Origin of the sequence: Pseudoalteromonas piscicida (assembly GCF_002744175.1) — a bacterium.
Classification (GTDB): domain Bacteria; phylum Pseudomonadota; class Gammaproteobacteria; order Enterobacterales; family Alteromonadaceae; genus Pseudoalteromonas; species Pseudoalteromonas piscicida_B.
The window spans coordinates 34,271-53,769 of the sequence record NZ_NKHF01000015.1; the positions used below are offsets into that span (position 1 = coordinate 34,271).

General features: G+C 43.9%; 22 protein-coding genes. 8 read left to right on the top strand and 14 right to left on the bottom strand.

Annotated features, from left to right (window positions below; all coding sequences use genetic code 11):
• Positions 1–11: 11 nt before the first annotated feature.
• The 14 genes from CEX98_RS03530 to CEX98_RS03595 form a co-directional block, all read right to left on the bottom strand.
• Entirely contained in the window at positions 12–758 is a 747-nt protein-coding gene (locus CEX98_RS03530) for a phage tail protein I (RefSeq protein ID WP_099640747.1), read from the bottom strand.
• Complete coding sequence (locus CEX98_RS03535; protein WP_099640748.1) at positions 739–1,695, bottom strand: baseplate assembly protein; 957 nt, start codon at positions 1,693–1,695, stop codon at positions 739–741. Before CEX98_RS03535 ends, CEX98_RS03530 begins: the two co-directional genes overlap by 20 nt.
• A gap of 51 nt (positions 1,696–1,746) precedes the next feature.
• A complete protein-coding gene (locus CEX98_RS03540; RefSeq protein WP_099640749.1) occupies positions 1,747–2,049 on the bottom strand; it encodes a hypothetical protein in 303 nt (100 codons plus the stop codon).
• Positions 2,050–2,051: 2 nt separating this feature from the next.
• A complete protein-coding gene (locus tag CEX98_RS03545; protein ID WP_099640750.1) occupies positions 2,052–2,933 on the bottom strand; it encodes a hypothetical protein in 882 nt (293 codons plus the stop codon).
• Between the two features lie 126 nt (positions 2,934–3,059).
• Positions 3,060–3,374, bottom strand: a complete 315-nt coding sequence (locus CEX98_RS03550) for a hypothetical protein (RefSeq protein WP_099640751.1) — start codon at positions 3,372–3,374, stop codon at positions 3,060–3,062.
• 10 nt (positions 3,375–3,384) lie between these two features.
• Entirely contained in the window at positions 3,385–4,161 is a 777-nt protein-coding gene (locus CEX98_RS03555; RefSeq protein WP_099640752.1) for a phage tail protein, read from the bottom strand.
• Positions 4,162–4,170: 9 nt separating this feature from the next.
• On the bottom strand, positions 4,171–4,716 hold the full coding sequence (locus CEX98_RS03560) for a phage tail protein (protein WP_099640753.1): 546 nt from the start codon (positions 4,714–4,716) through the stop codon (positions 4,171–4,173).
• Positions 4,717–5,091: 375 nt separating this feature from the next.
• Positions 5,092–5,796, bottom strand: coding sequence for a phage tail protein I (locus CEX98_RS03565; RefSeq protein WP_242441610.1), 705 nt, complete (start codon positions 5,794–5,796; stop codon positions 5,092–5,094).
• A gap of 8 nt (positions 5,797–5,804) precedes the next feature.
• Positions 5,805–6,647 carry a baseplate assembly protein gene (locus CEX98_RS03570; protein WP_099640754.1) on the bottom strand — a complete coding sequence of 281 codons (843 nt, stop codon included), beginning with the start codon at positions 6,645–6,647 and terminating at the stop codon, positions 5,805–5,807.
• Between the two features lie 59 nt (positions 6,648–6,706).
• Entirely contained in the window at positions 6,707–6,955 is a 249-nt protein-coding gene (locus tag CEX98_RS03575) for a hypothetical protein (RefSeq protein ID WP_099640755.1), read from the bottom strand.
• A complete protein-coding gene (locus CEX98_RS03580) occupies positions 6,952–7,359 on the bottom strand; it encodes a 3TM-type holin (protein WP_099640756.1) in 408 nt (135 codons plus the stop codon). Before CEX98_RS03580 ends, CEX98_RS03575 begins: the two co-directional genes overlap by 4 nt.
• Positions 7,347–7,766 (bottom strand): glycoside hydrolase family protein, encoded by a 420-nt coding sequence (locus tag CEX98_RS03585; RefSeq protein ID WP_099640757.1) that lies wholly within the window; start codon positions 7,764–7,766, stop codon positions 7,347–7,349. Before CEX98_RS03585 ends, CEX98_RS03580 begins: the two co-directional genes overlap by 13 nt.
• Positions 7,767–7,787: 21 nt before the next feature.
• On the bottom strand, positions 7,788–8,144 hold the full coding sequence (locus CEX98_RS03590) for a hypothetical protein (protein WP_099640758.1): 357 nt from the start codon (positions 8,142–8,144) through the stop codon (positions 7,788–7,790).
• Complete coding sequence (locus CEX98_RS03595) at positions 8,122–8,400, bottom strand: helix-turn-helix domain-containing protein (protein ID WP_099640759.1); 279 nt, start codon at positions 8,398–8,400, stop codon at positions 8,122–8,124. The genes CEX98_RS03590 and CEX98_RS03595 overlap by 23 nt, the downstream gene beginning before the upstream one ends.
• A 422-nt stretch (positions 8,401–8,822) precedes the next feature.
• Between CEX98_RS03595 and ettA the strand changes: the two genes are divergently transcribed.
• The 8 genes from ettA (at position 8,823) to CEX98_RS03635 (ending at position 19,311) form a co-directional block, all read left to right on the top strand.
• Entirely contained in the window at positions 8,823–10,487 is a 1,665-nt protein-coding gene (gene ettA / locus CEX98_RS03600; protein WP_099640760.1) for an energy-dependent translational throttle protein EttA, read from the top strand.
• A 210-nt stretch (positions 10,488–10,697) separates the two neighbouring features.
• Positions 10,698–11,063, top strand: coding sequence for a PilZ domain-containing protein (locus CEX98_RS03605; protein WP_099640761.1), 366 nt, complete (start codon positions 10,698–10,700; stop codon positions 11,061–11,063).
• 439 nt (positions 11,064–11,502) lie between these two features.
• Positions 11,503–13,470 carry an FAD-dependent L-amino acid oxidase gene (locus CEX98_RS03610; protein WP_099640762.1) on the top strand — a complete coding sequence of 656 codons (1,968 nt, stop codon included), beginning with the start codon at positions 11,503–11,505 and terminating at the stop codon, positions 13,468–13,470.
• A gap of 239 nt (positions 13,471–13,709) precedes the next feature.
• Positions 13,710–15,500 carry an alpha-keto acid decarboxylase family protein gene (locus CEX98_RS03615; RefSeq protein WP_099640763.1) on the top strand — a complete coding sequence of 597 codons (1,791 nt, stop codon included), beginning with the start codon at positions 13,710–13,712 and terminating at the stop codon, positions 15,498–15,500.
• Between the two features lie 156 nt (positions 15,501–15,656).
• On the top strand, positions 15,657–16,355 hold the full coding sequence (locus CEX98_RS03620) for a spondin domain-containing protein (RefSeq protein WP_099640764.1): 699 nt from the start codon (positions 15,657–15,659) through the stop codon (positions 16,353–16,355).
• A gap of 10 nt (positions 16,356–16,365) precedes the next feature.
• Positions 16,366–17,073: a spondin domain-containing protein gene (locus CEX98_RS03625; RefSeq protein WP_099640765.1), complete on the top strand. Its 708-nt coding sequence runs from the start codon at positions 16,366–16,368 to the stop codon at positions 17,071–17,073.
• Positions 17,074–17,125: 52 nt separating this feature from the next.
• On the top strand, positions 17,126–17,857 hold the full coding sequence (locus CEX98_RS03630) for a response regulator transcription factor (RefSeq protein ID WP_099640766.1): 732 nt from the start codon (positions 17,126–17,128) through the stop codon (positions 17,855–17,857).
• Entirely contained in the window at positions 17,854–19,311 is a 1,458-nt protein-coding gene (locus tag CEX98_RS03635; protein ID WP_099640767.1) for a HAMP domain-containing sensor histidine kinase, read from the top strand. Before CEX98_RS03630 ends, CEX98_RS03635 begins: the two co-directional genes overlap by 4 nt.
• Positions 19,312–19,499: the final 188 nt, after the last annotated feature.

Sequence of the window (19,499 nt, forward strand, 5' to 3'; positions counted from 1 at the left end):
GTCTGTAGAACCTAGTAGCAATAAAATTGTTGGCGCTGCATTTGGATAGCAAAGGGGGCCGCTGTAACAAAGAGATAAGAAGTGCCGCTGAGGTCTGAATTTACCTCACCTGATACTTTGCCAATACCTTGAAAAACTGAGGTAGCAGTAACAGAGAGCTGAGTGATATTATCTACGCTGTCTAAGCGCTGCGACATCCAAGTCCGCTGCAAACTTGCCGATTGGCTTGCCACAGAGATGAGTAAATTGGCATCTTGCTGCACTCCCACACTTAAGCTAATTTGGCTTCGGCATGGCTTTGTCATCACCACGGCTTGCCAAAGTTGCGCCTGTAATTTAGGCGTCAATAAAGTACTGCCTGCGGGGTCCAGATTTTGAGCCGCCAAGGCAATAATCTGCGCTGAATGAGGGGGAAAGGCATAAGGTTCTTCTTGTTGCCACCACTCTCGTAATTCAACTTTTGCCGCAAGTGCAGACAAAGCACTTTTTATTGCGCTAACCGTCCCTTTTATACGGTGATCGGGCACACTATTGGCAATGATCTTTCGCTTTACCTCAACAGGCCAAGCACTATCCCAAAAATCCACACTGAGTGCATCCGCAAGCCAAGGTAAAAAGTGCTCAGGACAACGCCATGGATCCCACAAGCTTCCAAGTGGAACTGGAGTCGAAGACACTCTATCAAGCGCCGTTGCCAGGGCCTTTTCAAGGTCGCTACTCGCATATGGCAGTAGTGTATTAAATATCTCTTCCTGCAATTTCTATCTCCACTTTTATACAAAATGCGGCTTGCCAAGGCGTATTGATAATGTCTTCGGTAGGTGCAAGTAACTCTGCTCGCTGTACCCCTTGTTGATGCAGTGCGCTGTAGAGCCCAGACAAACGAATATCATGGTTAAGCTTATGGTGTGTTTGCAGCCATTGCTGCACACGTTGGGTAACTGCTGCCTTCACCTTGTCTTCGTCGGGGCCGGGATATAAATAAAGTTTGGCATGGAGCGTAAACTCTTTAACCTCAGCTGCCAGCACTCTTGGTCTATCAGTCAGAGGCCTAATTTCTTCTCTAAACAAATACTCGGTGATCGCGGCGATTTCATCTTGAGTAGGCACGCCGTTACCACGACTCGTCAGTACCGTTATCGCAACATCACCTGGTGCAGCGTCTTGAAGCCTTGCATTATGACGGCAATGAAGCAATGAAGTGTGCGCTGGTACTAACTCTGATAATGGAGGAGCAACTTGCAGCAATTCAAATTCTGGAGACTCAACAAAAACATCTTTAACTTGGGGTAGTGCTTTAAGTGTATGAAAACAATACGCACCAATTGGCCCTGCCGTACTAAACCCTTCTAGTGCCAATTGAATACGCTTTCGAAAACGCTCGTCACACTCGTTTGCTTCTCGCGTCACCGCAAATCGATTGCCAAGGTAGTCAAGCTCACTGCTTGTCGCTTTTGCCAGCAATACCTGCTGCGCGCCTTCGTTGATTTGTTGACGTAATAGCAACTCTCGATAAGCAAACACTTCCATTAGCTTGACTATTGGGTCACTAGGTAATAGCTCAGAGAGATCTGGATTGGCGGCTTCTACTGCCTGCTTGAGTTCGGAATAAAGGGTGTCAAATTCGATGGGATCGAGTAAATCGGATACAGGTAACTTACTGAGGTCGACCGCACTGAAGTTAGTTAGAGACATAATGGAGCCTGTTGTAACACGGCTCCCTTCAGAAGCCGTGTAATTTGATGTTTAAAGATTTGGTAGTGTTGACTTAATTTCGGCGCGTTTATTCATCCAAGTCTGCTTTGCAGCCACAGCTTTTTCTGACGTTTCACCATATTCTGTCACCGCAGCCATATAGTCAAAGAATAAGAAATCAGTGTTTGCGCTGTAATGTTTGCGTCTCAACTCGCTGATTTCTTTAGGGCTGTATTCGACTTCACATAAAGCAAAGTCAACTTCAGCTTCTTTTGCAAGATGTGCTGCGTGTGCATCGTCAACAATGCCACCTGCAATTGCTTTACCTGTTGTTTTTAGTTTTAAAATAGCCATGTTTATGCTCCTTCACTTAAAATTGGACCTACGTGAGTGTATGGGTGGCCGACACTATCAGCCCAAATCATATTGTCACCATGGTCGCCCGTGCCAATGTAAGGTAACGCAATAGCCACTTTCATGCTGCCAAGGCCTTTGAAGATTGGCTGATGACACCCTCCCCAACCAGTTCTTCTATTCGATTTATATTGCCAACCTTTACCTGCATCTGAGCCATCAACAAAAATTGAAGCTGAGCGATTTTGAGATGGGTAGAATCGTAATGTACCAGTTTGTTCTAACACATTGACCCAGCAACTTGCTTGCGTTAAAAACTCCCCTTTACTCCATCCAATAAAAGTGTGACAACCCTGATTTAATAGAAAAAGTAATCCATTTTCTGGGTCATGACTCATTCCTTTACTCACGACAACGTCTAGTAGTAATACTTGATAGTCACTTCCGGAAAAATATTCATTATGAGTGTCTTTAGTACCAATTCCCCGTCTCAGAAATTCTTCGTTTGGCGTAAGACCAAACTCAGTCAACTGAGCTAGTGATAGTTTAGTGATAGTTCCCGTTCCCTCGGTATCACGAAAAAAAAAGCTGCTCCACGGTGCGGCATGCGCCGCAATCACATCAACAGCAGTGCCATTAGGTACATCGGCACAAATATTCTTAAAGTGCTTAGTATCAGAAAGTGCATTAGGTGCTAAAGGCAAAGCTCGTTGAAAACTTGTAATTTTTGCGTCCACTGCCTGCTCTTTGGCTTGCAAACGGGCATCGACCTCTGCTCTTTTCGCATCTAATTTCGCCGTAATATCTTGAATTTTATTATCGACAGTTGCAGTGAGGTCGTTTGACGCCTCTATCAATTTGGCAATATCTTGTTCTAATGCCATATTTTTTCTCCATATGGTTAATACAGTTTGTAAAAGGAATACTGAGTGCTATCTCAGCGGTAAATCAGGCAAAAAAAAGCCCACCAAAAGGTGGGCTTTGTCGCCTAAAGTTGTTGTTAAGTCGTACTATTCGGGTTTTGGATAGCGGTTTTTAATGGTGCTTCGCGCTTGCAGCCACGCAGTTTTTGCTGCTTGTGCTGCTTCGCTGTTTTCACCAAACTCTGCTATCGCAGCCAAATAATCAAAAGCAAGGCCGTCCGATTCACTTTGATAAGAAAAGCTTCGAGCATGCATACACTGCGCTAGCAACTGCGCTTGTTTTGCTTCGGCTAGAATACTTGGAATATCAGCGCTTGCTACACCCAAATCTGCCAATGTTTTTTCATCTGCCGGCACATTAATTAGTTCATCATCACCGATTTTTAAGGTTTTAATTTCCATTGTGACTCCTTTAAGCTGTTGGTGGTGTATATGGATGGTTGATATAAGGTATTGTACTTAGTGTTGGTGCTACCCTGTTTTGCTCTGGAATTGGTTTTACGCTCCATTTAGCTGTGTTTTCTTCTCTAATCGTTTCACCAATATAAATAGGTTCATGACTAGTACCTTCACTAAAGCTAACATTACCTTTCCAGTTTTTAATCACTCGGTAAGTCACTCCTCCTCCGCGAAGATAAAGGCCACTTAAAGTTGGGTGCCATGGCCCTAACGACCCATCTCCACCGCCCCCGTAAATAGGCTTATCGGAATCAACTCTCTCTGCATAGCAATTTAATTTAAAAGCTACATGCGATACTGTAGGTGCATAGCGTTCGTGGAACCTTTTAATATGGAGAAAATTTGCATCACCATCCCATGGAAAAGCATTGCCTTCCAACTCTAGCAAAAGGGCTGCTTGATGAGAGCGGTTTGGAAAGAAAGGCTTTGTGTCTGAGTTCCACGAGTAGTGCCGTGCTATTGTTAACTTACTCGTGCCTGCAGAATTGCTGGGAAAACGCCACCATACCGGATAAAAATAATCCTTTGAGCCACCGATAAAAATATCCTGAACATAGCGAGTTTCAGGCATCGCTTCTTGAATGAATTTATCAACGTCTTGCTCTTTTTTCGCAATACGCGAATCGAACGCAGCCATTTGCAGGTCCAGTTGCTGCGCTTTGCCATCGACTACTGCCGTTAAGGCGTCAGTGGATTTAACCAAGTTAGCAATATCTTGTTCTAATGCCATGAGTTGCCCCTATAAAATTCCTTTGTCCATCAACTCAAACTTTTGTTTAAGATGACGAGTCATATTGTTAATTTGCGCAGCACCTAGCTTGGCAAGCTCTGGGGCGATAAGAATGTTTAAGTTGACGCCATTATCAACAATGGTAATGGCGTCAGCAGGCACGCCCGTTAGCACTAAATCAAAAGCAAGGAGCAAATCGACTTCCGCCGATTTATAAGCGATAGGTCTATCTGGCGAAGAATACACTGCAAATAGCACTTCTTCGGTTTGTCCATCACGCTCGCTTTCAATATAAAAGCCTACTTCGTTGACCCAAAAATTGTGATCGGTATCGTCAATCACACTCATATGAATTTGGGCATTCCCCTTATCTTCGCCACTTGCCACCATAATGCGGTGGATTTCTTGTTGCAGCTGGCGGCGACCTTGTTCTGGGGTGTAATTTCCCGTACCAAGGCCTATTTTGCTGATCTTCGCCTGAAAGCCATTTTTTTGGGCATTAAATACTGCTTCCAAACCCGCGGTGGTGATCGTCGGCCGTAAAATTGTGCTCACAGCACCTGTCTCCTTTAGTTAAGTGACACCAATTCGCATTAATTAATACTATTTTGTCTTAATACTTGCTCAATTTACGGGAACTAAGCAGACGCTAACGGCGTTAAAGTTTTGTATTTAGAGCAACTAACTAGACGGTTTTATTAAGCGCTTTGGTATGAAATAACAGCAAGGGTTCTTTACCAACTGGTAATACCGCTGGGTAAACGCTGATGACATCAATTGTATTGGTTCGCTATTCCATAGCGGTTGTAGAGTGCCTTGCTGCGATGGTTATACGTGGCAGTAGAATCTGGCCACTTGAATACGACGGTTGTTAAAATGCAAAGTGGCCGCAAGCTCCGTCGTAAAGTCACACTTAGCGGCTGGCAACCTTTACGAATTAGTAAAATAAATCCGCCTCACTGCATGACGGCGATTATTCATGTGAAGCGCAATTTTCGCAGTGATTTCTGACGCCGGTGCTTTGACAGCCTCAGTTTTTAGCGCTTTTCTCGCCACCTGTAACCCACTGGTAATGGAGGCCGTTTGTAGCCCCAGCTGTACTTTAGCTCCGACTAAAAAGTCAAAGTGGGAACGCTTGGGTTTTGTACTTTCGGTCACCTCTCTAACAGCTTGATATAACTCAGGACTTAAGAGCACCGCATCACTGGTATACGGTATTTCGTTTGCCCAAGCTATAAACATAAAAGTATGGGGTTGCTTTGACTGATAAGGCGCCAGCGCAATATCATCAATCTCTTGAAACCATTCAAAGAACTCCACACTCACCCCTAAGGATGCCAATGCTCGTTTCACTGAGCCAACTGTGCCTTTGTGTTTATGCACTTTAACGGAATTAGCAATGAAGGCTCGCTTAGTATCTAGCGGCCAACTTTCATCCCATTTATCGACTGATAGCGACCATGCAAGCCAGGGCAGTAATGCTTCTGGGCAAGTTGCAGGGTTCCATTGCTTTCCAATGTACTCAGGCATTGTTGGGGTGAGCTGGAGCTCGTTGGGTAGCTCCTCTACCTGTGCCGCGATATTGCTTACCAACGGCGATGTGCCAGGAGGCAGTAAGTTATGATAACGGGTCATAATTCACCTTATTCTGTTGGAAAGTGCAGTTGCACAGTGCGGCAATATGCTGCATTTTTGGCACTCGGTAATACGTCATCCGTCATAGAGCGTAACTTCACCTTCCTCACCCCTCCTTGGTGCAGCGCATCAATCAACCCAGAACTTGGCACTTCCTTGCCGAGTAAATAGTGAGCGTGAATAAACTTGTGAACGGCTTGACGAATGGCAACTTTGACCTGCTCGGTATTAATACCTGCATTAAAGTAAATATCTGCCTCCACAGAGTAAGTCATGGGCTCTACTAAGTGCACACGAACTAGATCTGTCAGTGGCCTAACGTCCTCGTTATTTAAGTACCGTAATACATCGCTGCGCAGTGCTTCTTTTTCTGCAACTGAATCGACGTCTGCAACAGGCAGAATATACACCTCAACTATGCCGGGTGTTGTCGACTCCACGAACACGTCTTTCACTTTTGCTGAAGCGGTAAATGCGTGGTATTGATATGCACCATCGGTGCCTGCCATAGAGTGACTTTCGAGCGAGAGCGGAATACGTTGACGATAGCGTGCGTCAGGTTCATTTTCTTCTCTATTGACTCCAAACAATACTCCCAAATGATCTAAATCACTGCCCGTTGCATATGCGACCATCACAGATTGTGCAGCGTCATTGACACGTTGGCGTAGTAACACTTCTCGGTAAGCAAACAGCTCCATCAGTTTAATTGCTGGATCTGAGGGCAAAAATGAATAATCAGGAAACTGTAGCTTAAGCTGTTCCTCTAATTCCTGATAAATGCGCTCATAACTGACTGTCTCCAACACATCAGGTGCGGACAGGCGCGTCAAATCGATAGCATTATTCATGCTATTCTCCTTTTAAAATGGTTGGATAAAGAGAGCCGAAATGGCGTTGAGTGGTATGCCTACACGTCTACTCTGCGTGTGCTAAGCAAGGTATCTAGCTTTTTATCTATGGAGTCTAGGCGCTTTTCAATACGCTTCTGATCTTCTTTTCGGATTTGCTTAAGATGATCGAGCTCTTGAGAGTTGGTAGTGATCCTTTTATCTAAATCCCCAAGATATATGATACTGGACACCAACAACACTATGGTGGTCAGAATATGAGCCAAGTTCAATTCCTTCTTCATTTGCCATTGTTCAGGATGATTCACTTGCTGACTCCTTTAACTTTTTCGACCGTACGCAGCCCTGCAAGTCCTAGCATGGCAAGCGTCAACTCTAACATCACGTCTAATGGCAACTCTGGCGTTCCTTGCTCCGGCATTAACCACTGTAAAATGGGGTTAATGACAAAAGAAAATAAAAAGCCAAAGCCACATACCCACATTAAAAATGGTCGAGCGCCTGCCACAAAAACACTTCGGTGCGCTGCCTGCACTTGGTTGATCTGCGCTTGTACTAAGGCATGTTTTGCAATCAGCCGCGCTTTGAGGTGCTCTTGCTTTAATACTTCCTCTTCACTGGTAAACAGCTCATCTAAGATGTTGCCAATCGCCTCTATTGGCGCCACCGTTTTAGCGGAGAAAAGGCTAGCTAATAGACTCATGCTTGCCATTCTCCACTAATCATTTGTTGCGCGAGCTCCTGCGCACGACTAGGCACCTGCTTGGCCCATCGGCTGTCAAGCATTTCAAGCGCTGCAGTATCAAAGTCGCCCTTTTCTACCGCCTTCAACATCCGTGTAAAATTGAGTAACCCTGCGCTCCCTAAATTAAACGCCATATTTACCAACACAGCCATCCGTGCTTCATTACAGTACTGCGTATTTACTCTGCGTGAGACAGCCGCTTTAGCATTTTCCACATCACTGGCCAATAAGGATTCGGCTTCCTCTTCATCAATGCCTTTATCATCAAGATTGCGACCATAGCCGATGGTTAATTTTCCAGCAGTGCACAAATAAGGAAACTGACGAAACCCTTCATGCTTTTTGATCTGTTCAACGGTATTCATTACAGACATACAATCCCCCCATTTTTACTACTATGCAGACAGATTTACCATTAAGCTCTGCTCTGCTTTTAACAACCAAAACTCCATTGAGCGCTTACTGTCAAAGCCCAATGCTTTCGCTGCATCAACCACTTTGTTATGCATCATATACTTTGCTCGAATGGCACGTTTACACTCGGGTCGCAGTTGCTCAATTGAGGCTGTCAGTTGTGCAATTTCGTCTGGTACATGCATTTGCTCCGCACTCACATAACGACTTGATGTACTGCCTATGGCTTCTGTTGCCGCCTGACGGCTAAACCCTTTACCCAGCTCCTTGCTACACCAAAATTTGCCCCATCGCTTCAACGCTGTACGCACCTGTTTAATTGTCACTTGTTTGTTCATCGTGGATTTTTCCTATCACTTCTAAAATATCGAGTAAGTACACATCTTCAACTAGGCCAATCACATCATTCCAACGTGGGCTATATTCCCTATTTTCCCATCGTCTTAACGTGCGCTCTTCAATCCCGTAGTGTGCAGCAGACTCTGCTTGTGTGTAGCCTCTGAGCTTTCTTGCAACACGCAGTATTTCTGCTCCCGTCGGTGCTGGTTTGTTTTGACCCACCAGCCTAGATGTGGTTGTGTTTATAAGTGTCATAGTTCTCCTTACCTCAAAAAATAAACACGACTAGTGAAAATTTGCTCTGCTTAGCTGAATGGGTGTCACCAAAAAGCGAAAACAACGTAGCCGCTCATCCTTGTCTAGGGCTTTTATATTCCAATCACCCTTCTTCATTTGTTAACATAACTATCTGATAGCTTTCTTCAGCGTAGTGATATAATAGCGATTTCCAGGAATAGAAACAGGTCAAAAATGACCTATGAATGATAAACTTACAAACAAAGACTGAGTAAATATACAGGTTAATTATTTAACTTATTAAAAGGTAAATAAAAAATTACAATGGTTAACTCAATCTATAGTGGAGGCGGATTTTTTATACTTCTGGGCTATCAACATTGCAGCACTGAAAGGCTTTCTCTAAAATACAGCTAAATTAAAAAAGAGATTGGAAACTCATGGCTCAATATATTTATACCATGTCGCGGGTGAGCAAAGTTGTGCCACCTAAGCGCACTATTCTTAAAGATATTTCATTATGCTTTTTCCCAGGCGCTAAAATTGGTGTTTTAGGCCTAAACGGTGCGGGTAAATCGACCTTACTACGCATTATGGCAGGCGTTGATACCGAGTTCGAGGGCGAGGCACGTCCGCAACCAGGTACTAAGATTGGTTACCTACCTCAGGAACCAGTACTAGATGAAAGCAAAACAGTTCGTGAAACCATCGAAGAAGCAGTAAGTGAAGTAAAGCGCGCACTTACTCGATTAGACGAAGTATACGCAGAATATGCCATGGAAGATGCTGACTTTGATGCATTAGCCAAAGAGCAAGGCGAACTAGAAGCGATTATTCAAGCTCATGATGGTCACAATTTAGATAACGCACTCGAGCGTGCAGCAGATGCACTACGCTTACCTGAGTGGGATGCAAAAGTTGAGCACCTATCTGGGGGTGAAAGACGCCGTGTTGCTATCTGTCGTCTATTACTTGAAAAACCAGACATGCTGCTACTGGACGAACCAACTAACCACTTAGATGCAGAGTCAGTAGCATGGTTAGAGCGCTTCCTACATGATTACGAAGGTACTGTAGTGGCTATTACCCACGACCGTTACTTCCTTGATAACGTAGCAGGCTGGATTTTAGAGCTTGACCGCGGCCATGGTATTCCATGGGAAGGAAACTATTCTTCATGGCTTGAGCAAAAAGATGCTCGCTTGAAACAAGAGGAAAAGTCTGAAAAAGCACGCCAAAAGTCAATCGAGAAAGAGCTTGAATGGGTGCGCTCAAATCCTAAAGGGCGTCAGGCAAAATCTAAGGCTCGTATGGCACAGTTTACAGAGCTTCAGCAAAACGATTATCAAAAGCGCAATGAAACTAACGAGCTATTCATTCCACCTGGTCCTCGTTTAGGCGATCAAGTTATTGAAGTAAGCAATCTACGCAAAAGCTTTGGTGATCGATTGCTGATTGATGATTTAAACTTCAGCGTGCCTAAAGGTGCAATTGTTGGGATCATCGGTGCCAACGGCGCGGGTAAATCAACCTTATTTAGAATGTTAAGCGGTCAAGAGCAACCTGACAGCGGCGATATCACCATTGGTGAGACTGTTGAAATTGCAACTGTAGAGCAGTTCCGCGATGATATGGACGGCAATAACACCGTATTCCAAGAGATCTCTAACGGTCAAGATATTCTAAAAATTGGCAACTTTGAAGTACCAAGCCGTGCATACGTCGGCCGCTTTAACTTCAAAGGCAATGACCAACAGAAGTTTGTAAAAGAACTTTCTGGGGGTGAGCGCAACCGTCTACACTTAGCGAAGCTGCTTAAAGCAGGCGGTAACGTACTGTTACTGGATGAGCCAACCAACGACCTAGACGTAGAAACGTTACGAGCGCTGGAAAACGCCATCTTAGAATTCCCAGGCTGTGTAATGTGTATCTCGCACGACCGTTGGTTCTTAGACCGTATTGCGACTCACATTCTCGATTACCGCGATGAAGGCCAAATTAACTTCTTTGACGGTAACTATACTGAGTACGAAGAGTGGTTGAAGAAAACGTTTGGTGCCGAAGCCGCAGAGCCTAAGCGTATTAAATACAAAAAGATTGGCTAATTTAGGCAATCACGCTTATCCACTCGGCTGACGCCGATAATAATAAGGCTCCTCATCGTGGGAGCCTTATTATTTGACTAGATGCCTCACTCCGTTCGCCGTTCAATTAATCTCAGGAATTTAGGCTTCAAAGAATTAATTCAATAAGTATTAGTAGCGAGTACAATGATATAAGCTATTATTTAGCTAGATGGACTATTAGGATCAGCTATGAAAGAACGCAGACGTTTTTCCAGAGTTATTTTTTCAAATGAAGCACAGTTTATGGCCTCGAGCGGTGATTTTAGCTGCGAAATCTTAGATCTGTCGCTCAATGGCGCCTTGGTGACATTACCCGATGGTTATGTTCCGCTGAAAAATGACCCTGCGAGTTTAAATTTTTATCTACCTGGTAGCGACATAAAGATTACGATGGAAGTCGAAGTACGCCATGTTGAAGAGGGACATTTGGGAGTACACTGTCGCCAAATTGATTTAGATAGCGTCACCCATCTAAAACGGCTGATTGAGCTTAATTTAGCAGATGAAGAGATCCTGCATCGTGAGCTTGAGCAGCTTACCTATGATGATGATTAATAAAGTTATTTATTAAAGATCAATTTCACAGATATTAAGGAGCTCTAATTTTGCATCCGGTTAGCGTGCTCAATCTGTATACGCTCGCCCCTCCATCGTCTGCTCTGCTTAGGTAGAATTTGCGATCGTAATTAGCAAAGTATGAGCCGACCGCTCAGATGCGTTGAGTACAGTCCATTCAGTCAATCTAGCCGCCCTGCCATTTTTATAAAACACTCGATTATTCAATCTATTATAGTTTTTCGTAGACACAGCGAATATTAACGTTCAAAAAAATTAACACTAACTTAACCCATGTACTACAGTAATACTTGGATTTCGTCGCAGGTGTTCACCTTTGAAGCTAAAGAGCACCGTAACTTTATAAATCACTTTGCGAGCTGGGAAGTAAAAGCAGTCTACCTCAAAAGTGTGAGACATAGTCGATTAAGGAACTCACATGACTCACTACAAATTAGGTACAGATATCAATCAACAATCAATCCCCGAAGAAGTTGAAGTTGCGATAGTCGGCGCTGGCATGTCAGGATTGTATAGTGCTTGGCGTTTGCAAAGCGAAGCTAACGTGGGCAAACTTGCTATTTTTGAGCGCAGTGACCGAACAGGCGGCCGACTCGACTCGGATCTTATCGAGTTTAAAGACAACCGAGCTGGCGCGGAGCCCGGTAGCACCATCACCGTAAAAGAAGAACAAGGCGGTATGCGCTTTTTATTTGAAGGTATGGATGACCTAATGGCTCTATTCCTCAAACTTGGTTTGGAAGATCAAATTGTGCCGTTCCCAATGAACAGTGGCGGTAATAACCGCCTCTATTTTCGTGGTACTAGCTTCTCAGTCAATGATGCCGAACAAGACGATTACCATATTTGGTCGGCACTCTATAACCTTGACCCAAACGAGCAAGGAGTAAACCCTAAAGATATCATTAATGTAGTCTTCAATCGTATCTTGCAAGTAAATCCACAATTCGATTCTAGACCTGAAGTTCGCGGCCCAGAATTTTGGCAGAACTTCCGCTTGCAATGCCAATGGCAAGGCGAGCCCTTATACAACTGGTCATTGTGGGATTTGCTCACCGATATGGGCTACAGCCAAGAGTGCATTACTATGTTGTACCGCGTTCTCGGCTTTAATGGCACCTTTTTATCAAAAATGAATGCCGGAGTCGCTTATCAACTGTTAGAAGACTTTCCTGCGGACGTTGAGTTCAGAACCTTTAAAGACGGCTTCAGCACGCTACCTAATGCCTTGGTGGATAAAATAGGCAAAGATAAAATTCACTTGCAAACAAGCATTGATAGTATTGCTTATGATAAGGCAGAGAGTAAATATGTTCTTAAATACACAAAAATTGACCAAAGTGGGCAAGTGAGTGAGGGGAAATTTAAAGCCGAGAAGGTGATTTTGGGCTTACCGAGACTTGCACTCGAGAAACTGTTTATCGCTTCCGATGCCTTTAAGACCTTACCAAAAAAGCAGCGTGATAACCTTTGGGATACACTTCAAAGCACCAGCAATCAACCGCTGCTAAAGATTAACTTATATTATGATACCGCTTGGTGGGGAACCGGCATGACGGGTCGTCCAGCGGTAAGTTTTGGACCTAACTTTGCCGATCTGCCGACGGGCTCCGTATACCCATTTTATGCCTTAGATAATGAGCTAGCAGCAGCACTTATGTACGATGAGCGTCATGTCACACCAGATCCCAAAACACAGCAAAAGCTCGACGGGATTGACGCTTCTAAGTACGCAAGACCTGCGGCGCTGACGATTTACTGTGACTATTTAAATATTAACTTCTGGAGTGCGTTACAAAACAAAGGAGAGCTTTACCACCACCCTCACGAGTCTGAGCTAGTTGAGTCTATACCAAGTGATATTTTCCCAGCATCAGAAGCGGTTGTACAACAAGCTACACAGTTCTTTAAGGATATATTCAATACACATTATGTACCTGCGCCTACCCTGACTAGCGCGCGGATCTGGGAAGGAAATGTTAACTTCAACGTGCCTGAAAACCTTCAGTTTGGCTTTGGCGTTCATCAGTGGGCGATTGGCGCGAATGATAAAGAAGTCATCGCTGATCTGATAGAGCCGTTGCCTAATCTATTTACCTGTGGTGAAGCTTATTCGGATTATCAAGGTTGGGTTGAGGGGGCATTACGCTCGACCGATCTGGTACTTCAAAAAGGGTTTGATTTAGCGCCACTAAACGAAGTGTATGAACAAGAGCAAGGACGTAGCTCATCAGAAGCCATCCAAATTGCATATCGAAAAATTTCCAATGAAATGATTATGGAATATATCGACCCTAACTTTTCACCGGAGACGAAACACAAAGTAACCCTTGCTAAACCGCATAGCGTTCTTGGCGTTAACCTGAGCTATTTCGACAAGCCTTAACCAGCGCGTAAGGCCGAATCGCCGTTCTTCTAACCTATGAGGAGTAATGCCGCTTTGTCTTAATACTTGCTCAATTTGAGGAGGGAAATCAGACGTTAACTTGATTAAAAATTACTTATTTAGCACAACTAAATAGAATAATTTTTACTTGATTATCGACCAGATTCTCTCCCTCAATTTAGCTAACTTAATTATGCAAATTGGTATAACTAATGTCTCATTTTTCGGAATATTAAGTGATGAACCAATCCAACTCCCCTTTCACCGTAGCCGATTATCTAAAAACAAGATTAGAGCAAATTGGCGTAGAACAAATGTTTGGTGTAGCAGGAAATTATACAGCAGCACTGTTAGACACCATTTTAGCCGACAATCACTCACCCATTACCATTTCTGGCAACGCAAATGAAATTTGTGCAGGCTTTGCTGCGGATGCTTATGCAAGGTTAAAAGGGCCTACAGCGTTGTACGTAACATATAGTGTCGGTGCATTTAGTTTATTAAACACCATTGCAGGCTCCTATGTTGAGCAAGTGCCTGTAATTTTGATCAACGGCGCCCCTACCAATAAAGAAGATCAAACTTCAAAACGTGCAGGATTACTCTATTCTCATACCACAGGCTATGAGTTTGTTGATATTCACATGTTTAAGCCAATCACTGTCGCGTCAGAACGAATTACTAATGCCAAACAGGCACCCTATCAAATCGACTCCGCATTAACTGCAATGCTAACAGAAAAGCGTCCTGTTTATCTTGAAGTAACAGAAGATGTATGGCGCAGCCAATGCGACAAACCAGTAAGTGAATTGACTAGTGGAGAAAATGCCAACCTTACCGTAAGTGAAGCTAAAAATGCAGCTAAAGCGACGGTGGAGTTAATGTTATCAAGGCCTAAAAGTATATTTTGGGCCGGCGTTGAGCTACAGCGCTATAAGCTACAGGATGAGTTTCTTACTTTACTTGATGAAATTAATCAAAACCATGTGCTTAATGAAGGTGACATTCATTTTGTCACATCCGCAATGAGTAAATCGGTCATTAGTGAATTGCATCCACAATTTGAGGGGTGTGTGACGTTATCCCCAGATGAAGTCAATCAACTAATAGGGACTGACGGTGTAATGGTCGGTCTTGGTGCTTGGACTACAGGTAAAGATACCGGAAATCAAGATATTCGCAGTGAGCGAACTGTGCTCGCAGCCCATGGCGGAGTATATGTAGGTGCAAACTATTACCCTTCGGTGGATCTAAAAGACTTTTTACATTGCTTGCTTTTAGAGTTTACAGCAGTTAGAGAGCGCAATAATCAATTGCAAGGATTAAGACTTACAGCACCACCCCGTGCATTCTCAGCGACTCCAAATAGCGCGCTCGGTTATGATACTTTTTTCAGTACAATTAGTCAGTTTATTACCACTGATGATGTGCTTGTTGTAGATGCTGGCTTCCCTCTCATTGGTGCTCAGTCGGTCAAAATTCCTGCTCAAGACGGCTTTGTAGCGCAGGCATCATGGCTATCAATAGGCTACTCAGTGCCAGCAGGAACGGGGATAAAATGCGCTTTACCAGACAAGCGCGCCATCGTAGTAGTTGGTGATGGAGCATTTCACGAAACCTGCCAAGCAGTTGCTGATCAACATGCCTATGGCCAAAATACGGTGGTGTTTGTGTTAGCTAATGGCATTTATGGAATAGAACAATACATAGTAAACCCAAATCCATTCCGTAAACCACCTGTCGACTATGCCGACCCTTTACTTGACAAAGTATATAGCTACAACGATTTACCACAGTGGCAAATTGCCAACATAACCCAAGCTTTTGGCGGTGAAGGTCGCAAAGTATCGACTCAGGAACAATTACTTAGCGTGATGGAAGAGATCCGCACCAAAACACAATGTAACTTTGTAGTAGAAGTAGAAATTCCTAAAACAGACAGTCCGGCATCGATTTCTCAAGAAGCAAACACTGCTGTAGGCGAAGACGAAATCGCAAACCCAAATTGGCCCCCTGCTAATAAGTTTTAGCGTGTTATACATAATAGAGCGCACAACAAGCTGCGCTCTTTCTCTGTGATAAGTACTCTATGCTTTTGTGATAAAAACGTGATAACTCCGTGAGTCTATCTCAATATATTGCAGCCATGATAAGGAGACTGTTAATCCTAATAAGAAGAGTACATCATGAAAGCAAAAATCCTGACCACCCTAGTCGCAACGTGTTTATCTAGCGCGGCGCTGGCACAAGACCTTGAAGTAAAGATCACTAACCTCACTCACGGTATTTACTATACGCCTTTACTGGTGGCTGCTCATAACCAAGATACCACCCTTTTTAAACTCGGTGAACAAGCTTCTGAAGCACTGCAAGCGATGGCCGAAGGTGGTGATATTTTAGCTCTAGAGCAACTCCTCGAAAGTGCAAACGCCAACATGATTGCAAACCCAGCCGAAGGGCTACTTGCACCCGCAAGCTCTACAATCGCCATGATATCCACCAGTGAAGAAAATACGCATCTTTCAATTGTGTCGATGCTACTCCCAACCAATGATGGATTTGTAGGGTTAAGTGCTTGGCCTATTCCAAGCACTGCCGGCACCTATGAGGTTTACCTTAACGCCTATGATGCAGGAACTGAAGCCAATAACGAACTTATTGTGGAAGGCTCTGGTGCCCCCGGTGTTTTAGGGATCCCAGCATCACCTGGTGTAACTCCTGGAACTCAAGGCGCTGGCGTCACTGCCAGTGAAGAGAACAGCATGGTTCATATTCACAGAGGCAATGTAGGCGACGCAGAACAAGTCGGTGGCAGTAGCGACCTGCATAACACCGTGCACCGTTGGTTAAATCCTGTCGCTAAAGTAACAATAACTGTGAAATAAGGGGGGAGCTATGAAAGCGAAATTAGCATTAGTTGCCATCTCTGTGCTCCTGCTCAGTGCATGTGGAGACAATGACAATAATATGGTGATGCCAGAGTCTCCCGTTGAACCAGAGCCGGTTGAGTATGAGTTCGCCATCACCATTACTAACCTTACACATGCACAGCCTATGTCACCCATTGCCGTGCTGCTTCATCAGTCTGGTCATTACTTTACTGTCGGCATGCCAGCAAGTGAAGCACTAGAGCAACTTGCAGAGGGCGGAAATAACAGCGACATGATAGCCGACGAGATGACACAAACATCCGTCTCAACGGATGGACCTTTAGGTCCCGGTGCGACAACCACTCTTTCCATCAAAACCACAGAACTAGCTGAGCTTAAATTATCGCTATTAACCATGATGGTGAATACCAATGATGGATTCTCCGGTCTAAATGCTATAGACGTCTCTGCGTTGGCTTTAGGCGAGATACAAATGTATCGAACACTTGCCTACGATGCTGGCACTGAGCTGAATAGTGAAGCCGCGGGAACCATACCAGGCCCAGCAGATAGCGGTGAAGGCTTTAACGCAGAGCGCAACGATAATCACAACATGGTGACAATGCACAGTGGTGTAGTTGGTAGTGATGATGGACTTCAAAGTTCAACGCTCACTAGTATCCATAAATTTGATAACCCGCTGCTCGCAGTCACTATCGAGAGAGTTAAATAGCCTATGCGCAAACGCCTGCCATAGGCGTTTGCACTTTCATAAAGGGCTATTTATGTTAGAAAACGTGTTGCTAGTTGAAGATGACCTAGACATAGCGAGATTGCTCCAAGTGCACTTAAAAGAGTTAGCTTTAGAGGTGACACACGTTGCCGACGGCAGCCTAGTATTGCCAGTTGCCAAGGCTAACAATTTTGCCGTAATTTTACTGGATTTAATGCTACCTAATATGGACGGACTAACCCTTTGTCGAGAGCTTAAGGCGCTTTACCCTATGAGTAGTGTCATCATCGTCACCTCAAAGAGTAGCGATATCGATAGGATCATCGGACTTGAAGTTGGTGCGGACGACTATATATGCAAGCCTTTCAATACGAGAGAATTGCAAGCAAGAGTAAAAGCGCAGCTTCGTCATGTTAGGCAACTTAAACAACCAATACAGACCGAAAATGCAGATTTCCCAAGCGATAAAATAGAAGTTGGAAACTTAGTTATCGATGCCTGTTGTCATGAAATTTCGTTGGCTAATGTTAGACTAGATCTTACTGCAACCGAGTTCGATCTGCTGCAGTTTTTTGCTAAACACCCAAATCATGTGTTTTCTCGAACCCAGTTATTAGAGTCAGTATGGGGTTACCAACACTCTGGTTACGAACATACCGTTAATTCCCATATTAATCGCCTAAGGGCCAAGCTTGAAGCGATTTCAAATAATACGGTGATCGAAACAGTATGGGGCGTTGGTTATAAATTAAACTCAGCCTCTCTAAGCGAGCAAAGTGTATGAAGCTCTCACTTTACAAAAAACTTGCACTTACTTTATTTATCACTTTCGTTGTCATTGCAGCGATTTTTGTGTGGTGGACTCAAGCACTATCTCAAGTCTCTAAGTCTCAAGCAGAACAGCAATTACACCTCGCACTCGCAACCCACCTTGTTGACGATAACCCCTTGATAAAAGAGGGAGTATACGACTATGATGGATTAAGTAATCTGTTTCACACTTTAATGATCTTAGGCCCTTCATTCGAGTTTTACTTTGTTTCCCCTGAAGGTAAGCTATTAACTTACTCTGCCCCTGTTGGAGAGGTGAAACGTCAGCAGATTGACATAACCCCGTTAAAACAGCTCCTAAAAAGCGATAGCCAACTACCTATATTTGGTGACGATCCGAGAAGTGTTATAGGCAGTAAAATTTTCTCTGTGGCCCCTGTATTTAATCAAGATATTTTGCAGGGTTATCTATATATCATCATCGGCTCCTCAAAATACGACAGCATTATTGAGCAGCTAAAAAATTCAGATAAAGTAATGCTTGGGGTGAGTTGGTTATTAGGCGCTTTGTTCTTTTTGCTGGTTGTCGTCCTGTTGCTGCTTAATAAGATCACCAAGCCCGTGTCCAGGCTGACTCAATATATAGATCAAGCTAGCCAAAACCACTTTAATATTAGTGGCAATGCACAAATAAATTGGCCCGAAGAAGATGATGAAATCCATCAGTTGGGTCGCAGCGTCAATGCGATGCTGGATAAAATTCAGCAGCAATTGGAAACGCTTAACCTCAAAGATAAGCAACGTAGAGAGCTACTTTCACAGCTAAGCCACGATCTCCGTACACCACTTGCTTCACTCAAAGGCTACATTGAACTGATAGAAAAACAAACGAGTGACAAAAATATCGTTTCGCACATCGAAATTGCTAGTAACAATATAAATCAGCTCAATCATCTAATCACACAGATTTTTGAACTTGCACACCTAGAAGCAGGACATACCAAACTTCACATTGAGTCCTTTAATCTACTTGAGCTAATGTATGACGTTGCGGCTAAATTTACATTGCAGGCTAAACAGTGCGGTATAACCATCTCAATAAGCCCGAAAGCAAGCGAAATATGTGTAAACAGTGATATAGGGAAATTAGACAGGGTACTATCAAACCTCATCGATAACGCCATCAGGCACACTCACGCTGGTGGTGAAATAAAGCTCACATTACAGCAACAACAAGATACTGCTTTAGTGAGTGTTAATGATACAGGAATTGGGATAAGCACAACTGATCTGCCTTATATATTCGATGCTAGCTTTCAGGCCAAAAACAGCCTGAGTAACCGCAGACACAATGCAGGCCTCGGTCTTGCAATAACAAACGAGCTCGTTAAATTATTAAAAGGAAACATTCGCGTATCAAGTGAACTCAACCGAGGTTGTGAGTTTACAATTTCACTACCACTGTGACCTGCTTTCTTTTAGTGCCGAAAAAGATAAGTACCAATCCTTTGGCGAACAACTGTTTTCGAACAAAGCTTTTGGCGTCTTCGACTGGATGTGTATACACATAAATCGGCGGGTGAACCGCCTCCTACTATGCAGAGATTGCGGTAGGAGCGAGTTTACCTCGCGAGGTGTTTGTTTAGCCTTTAGCG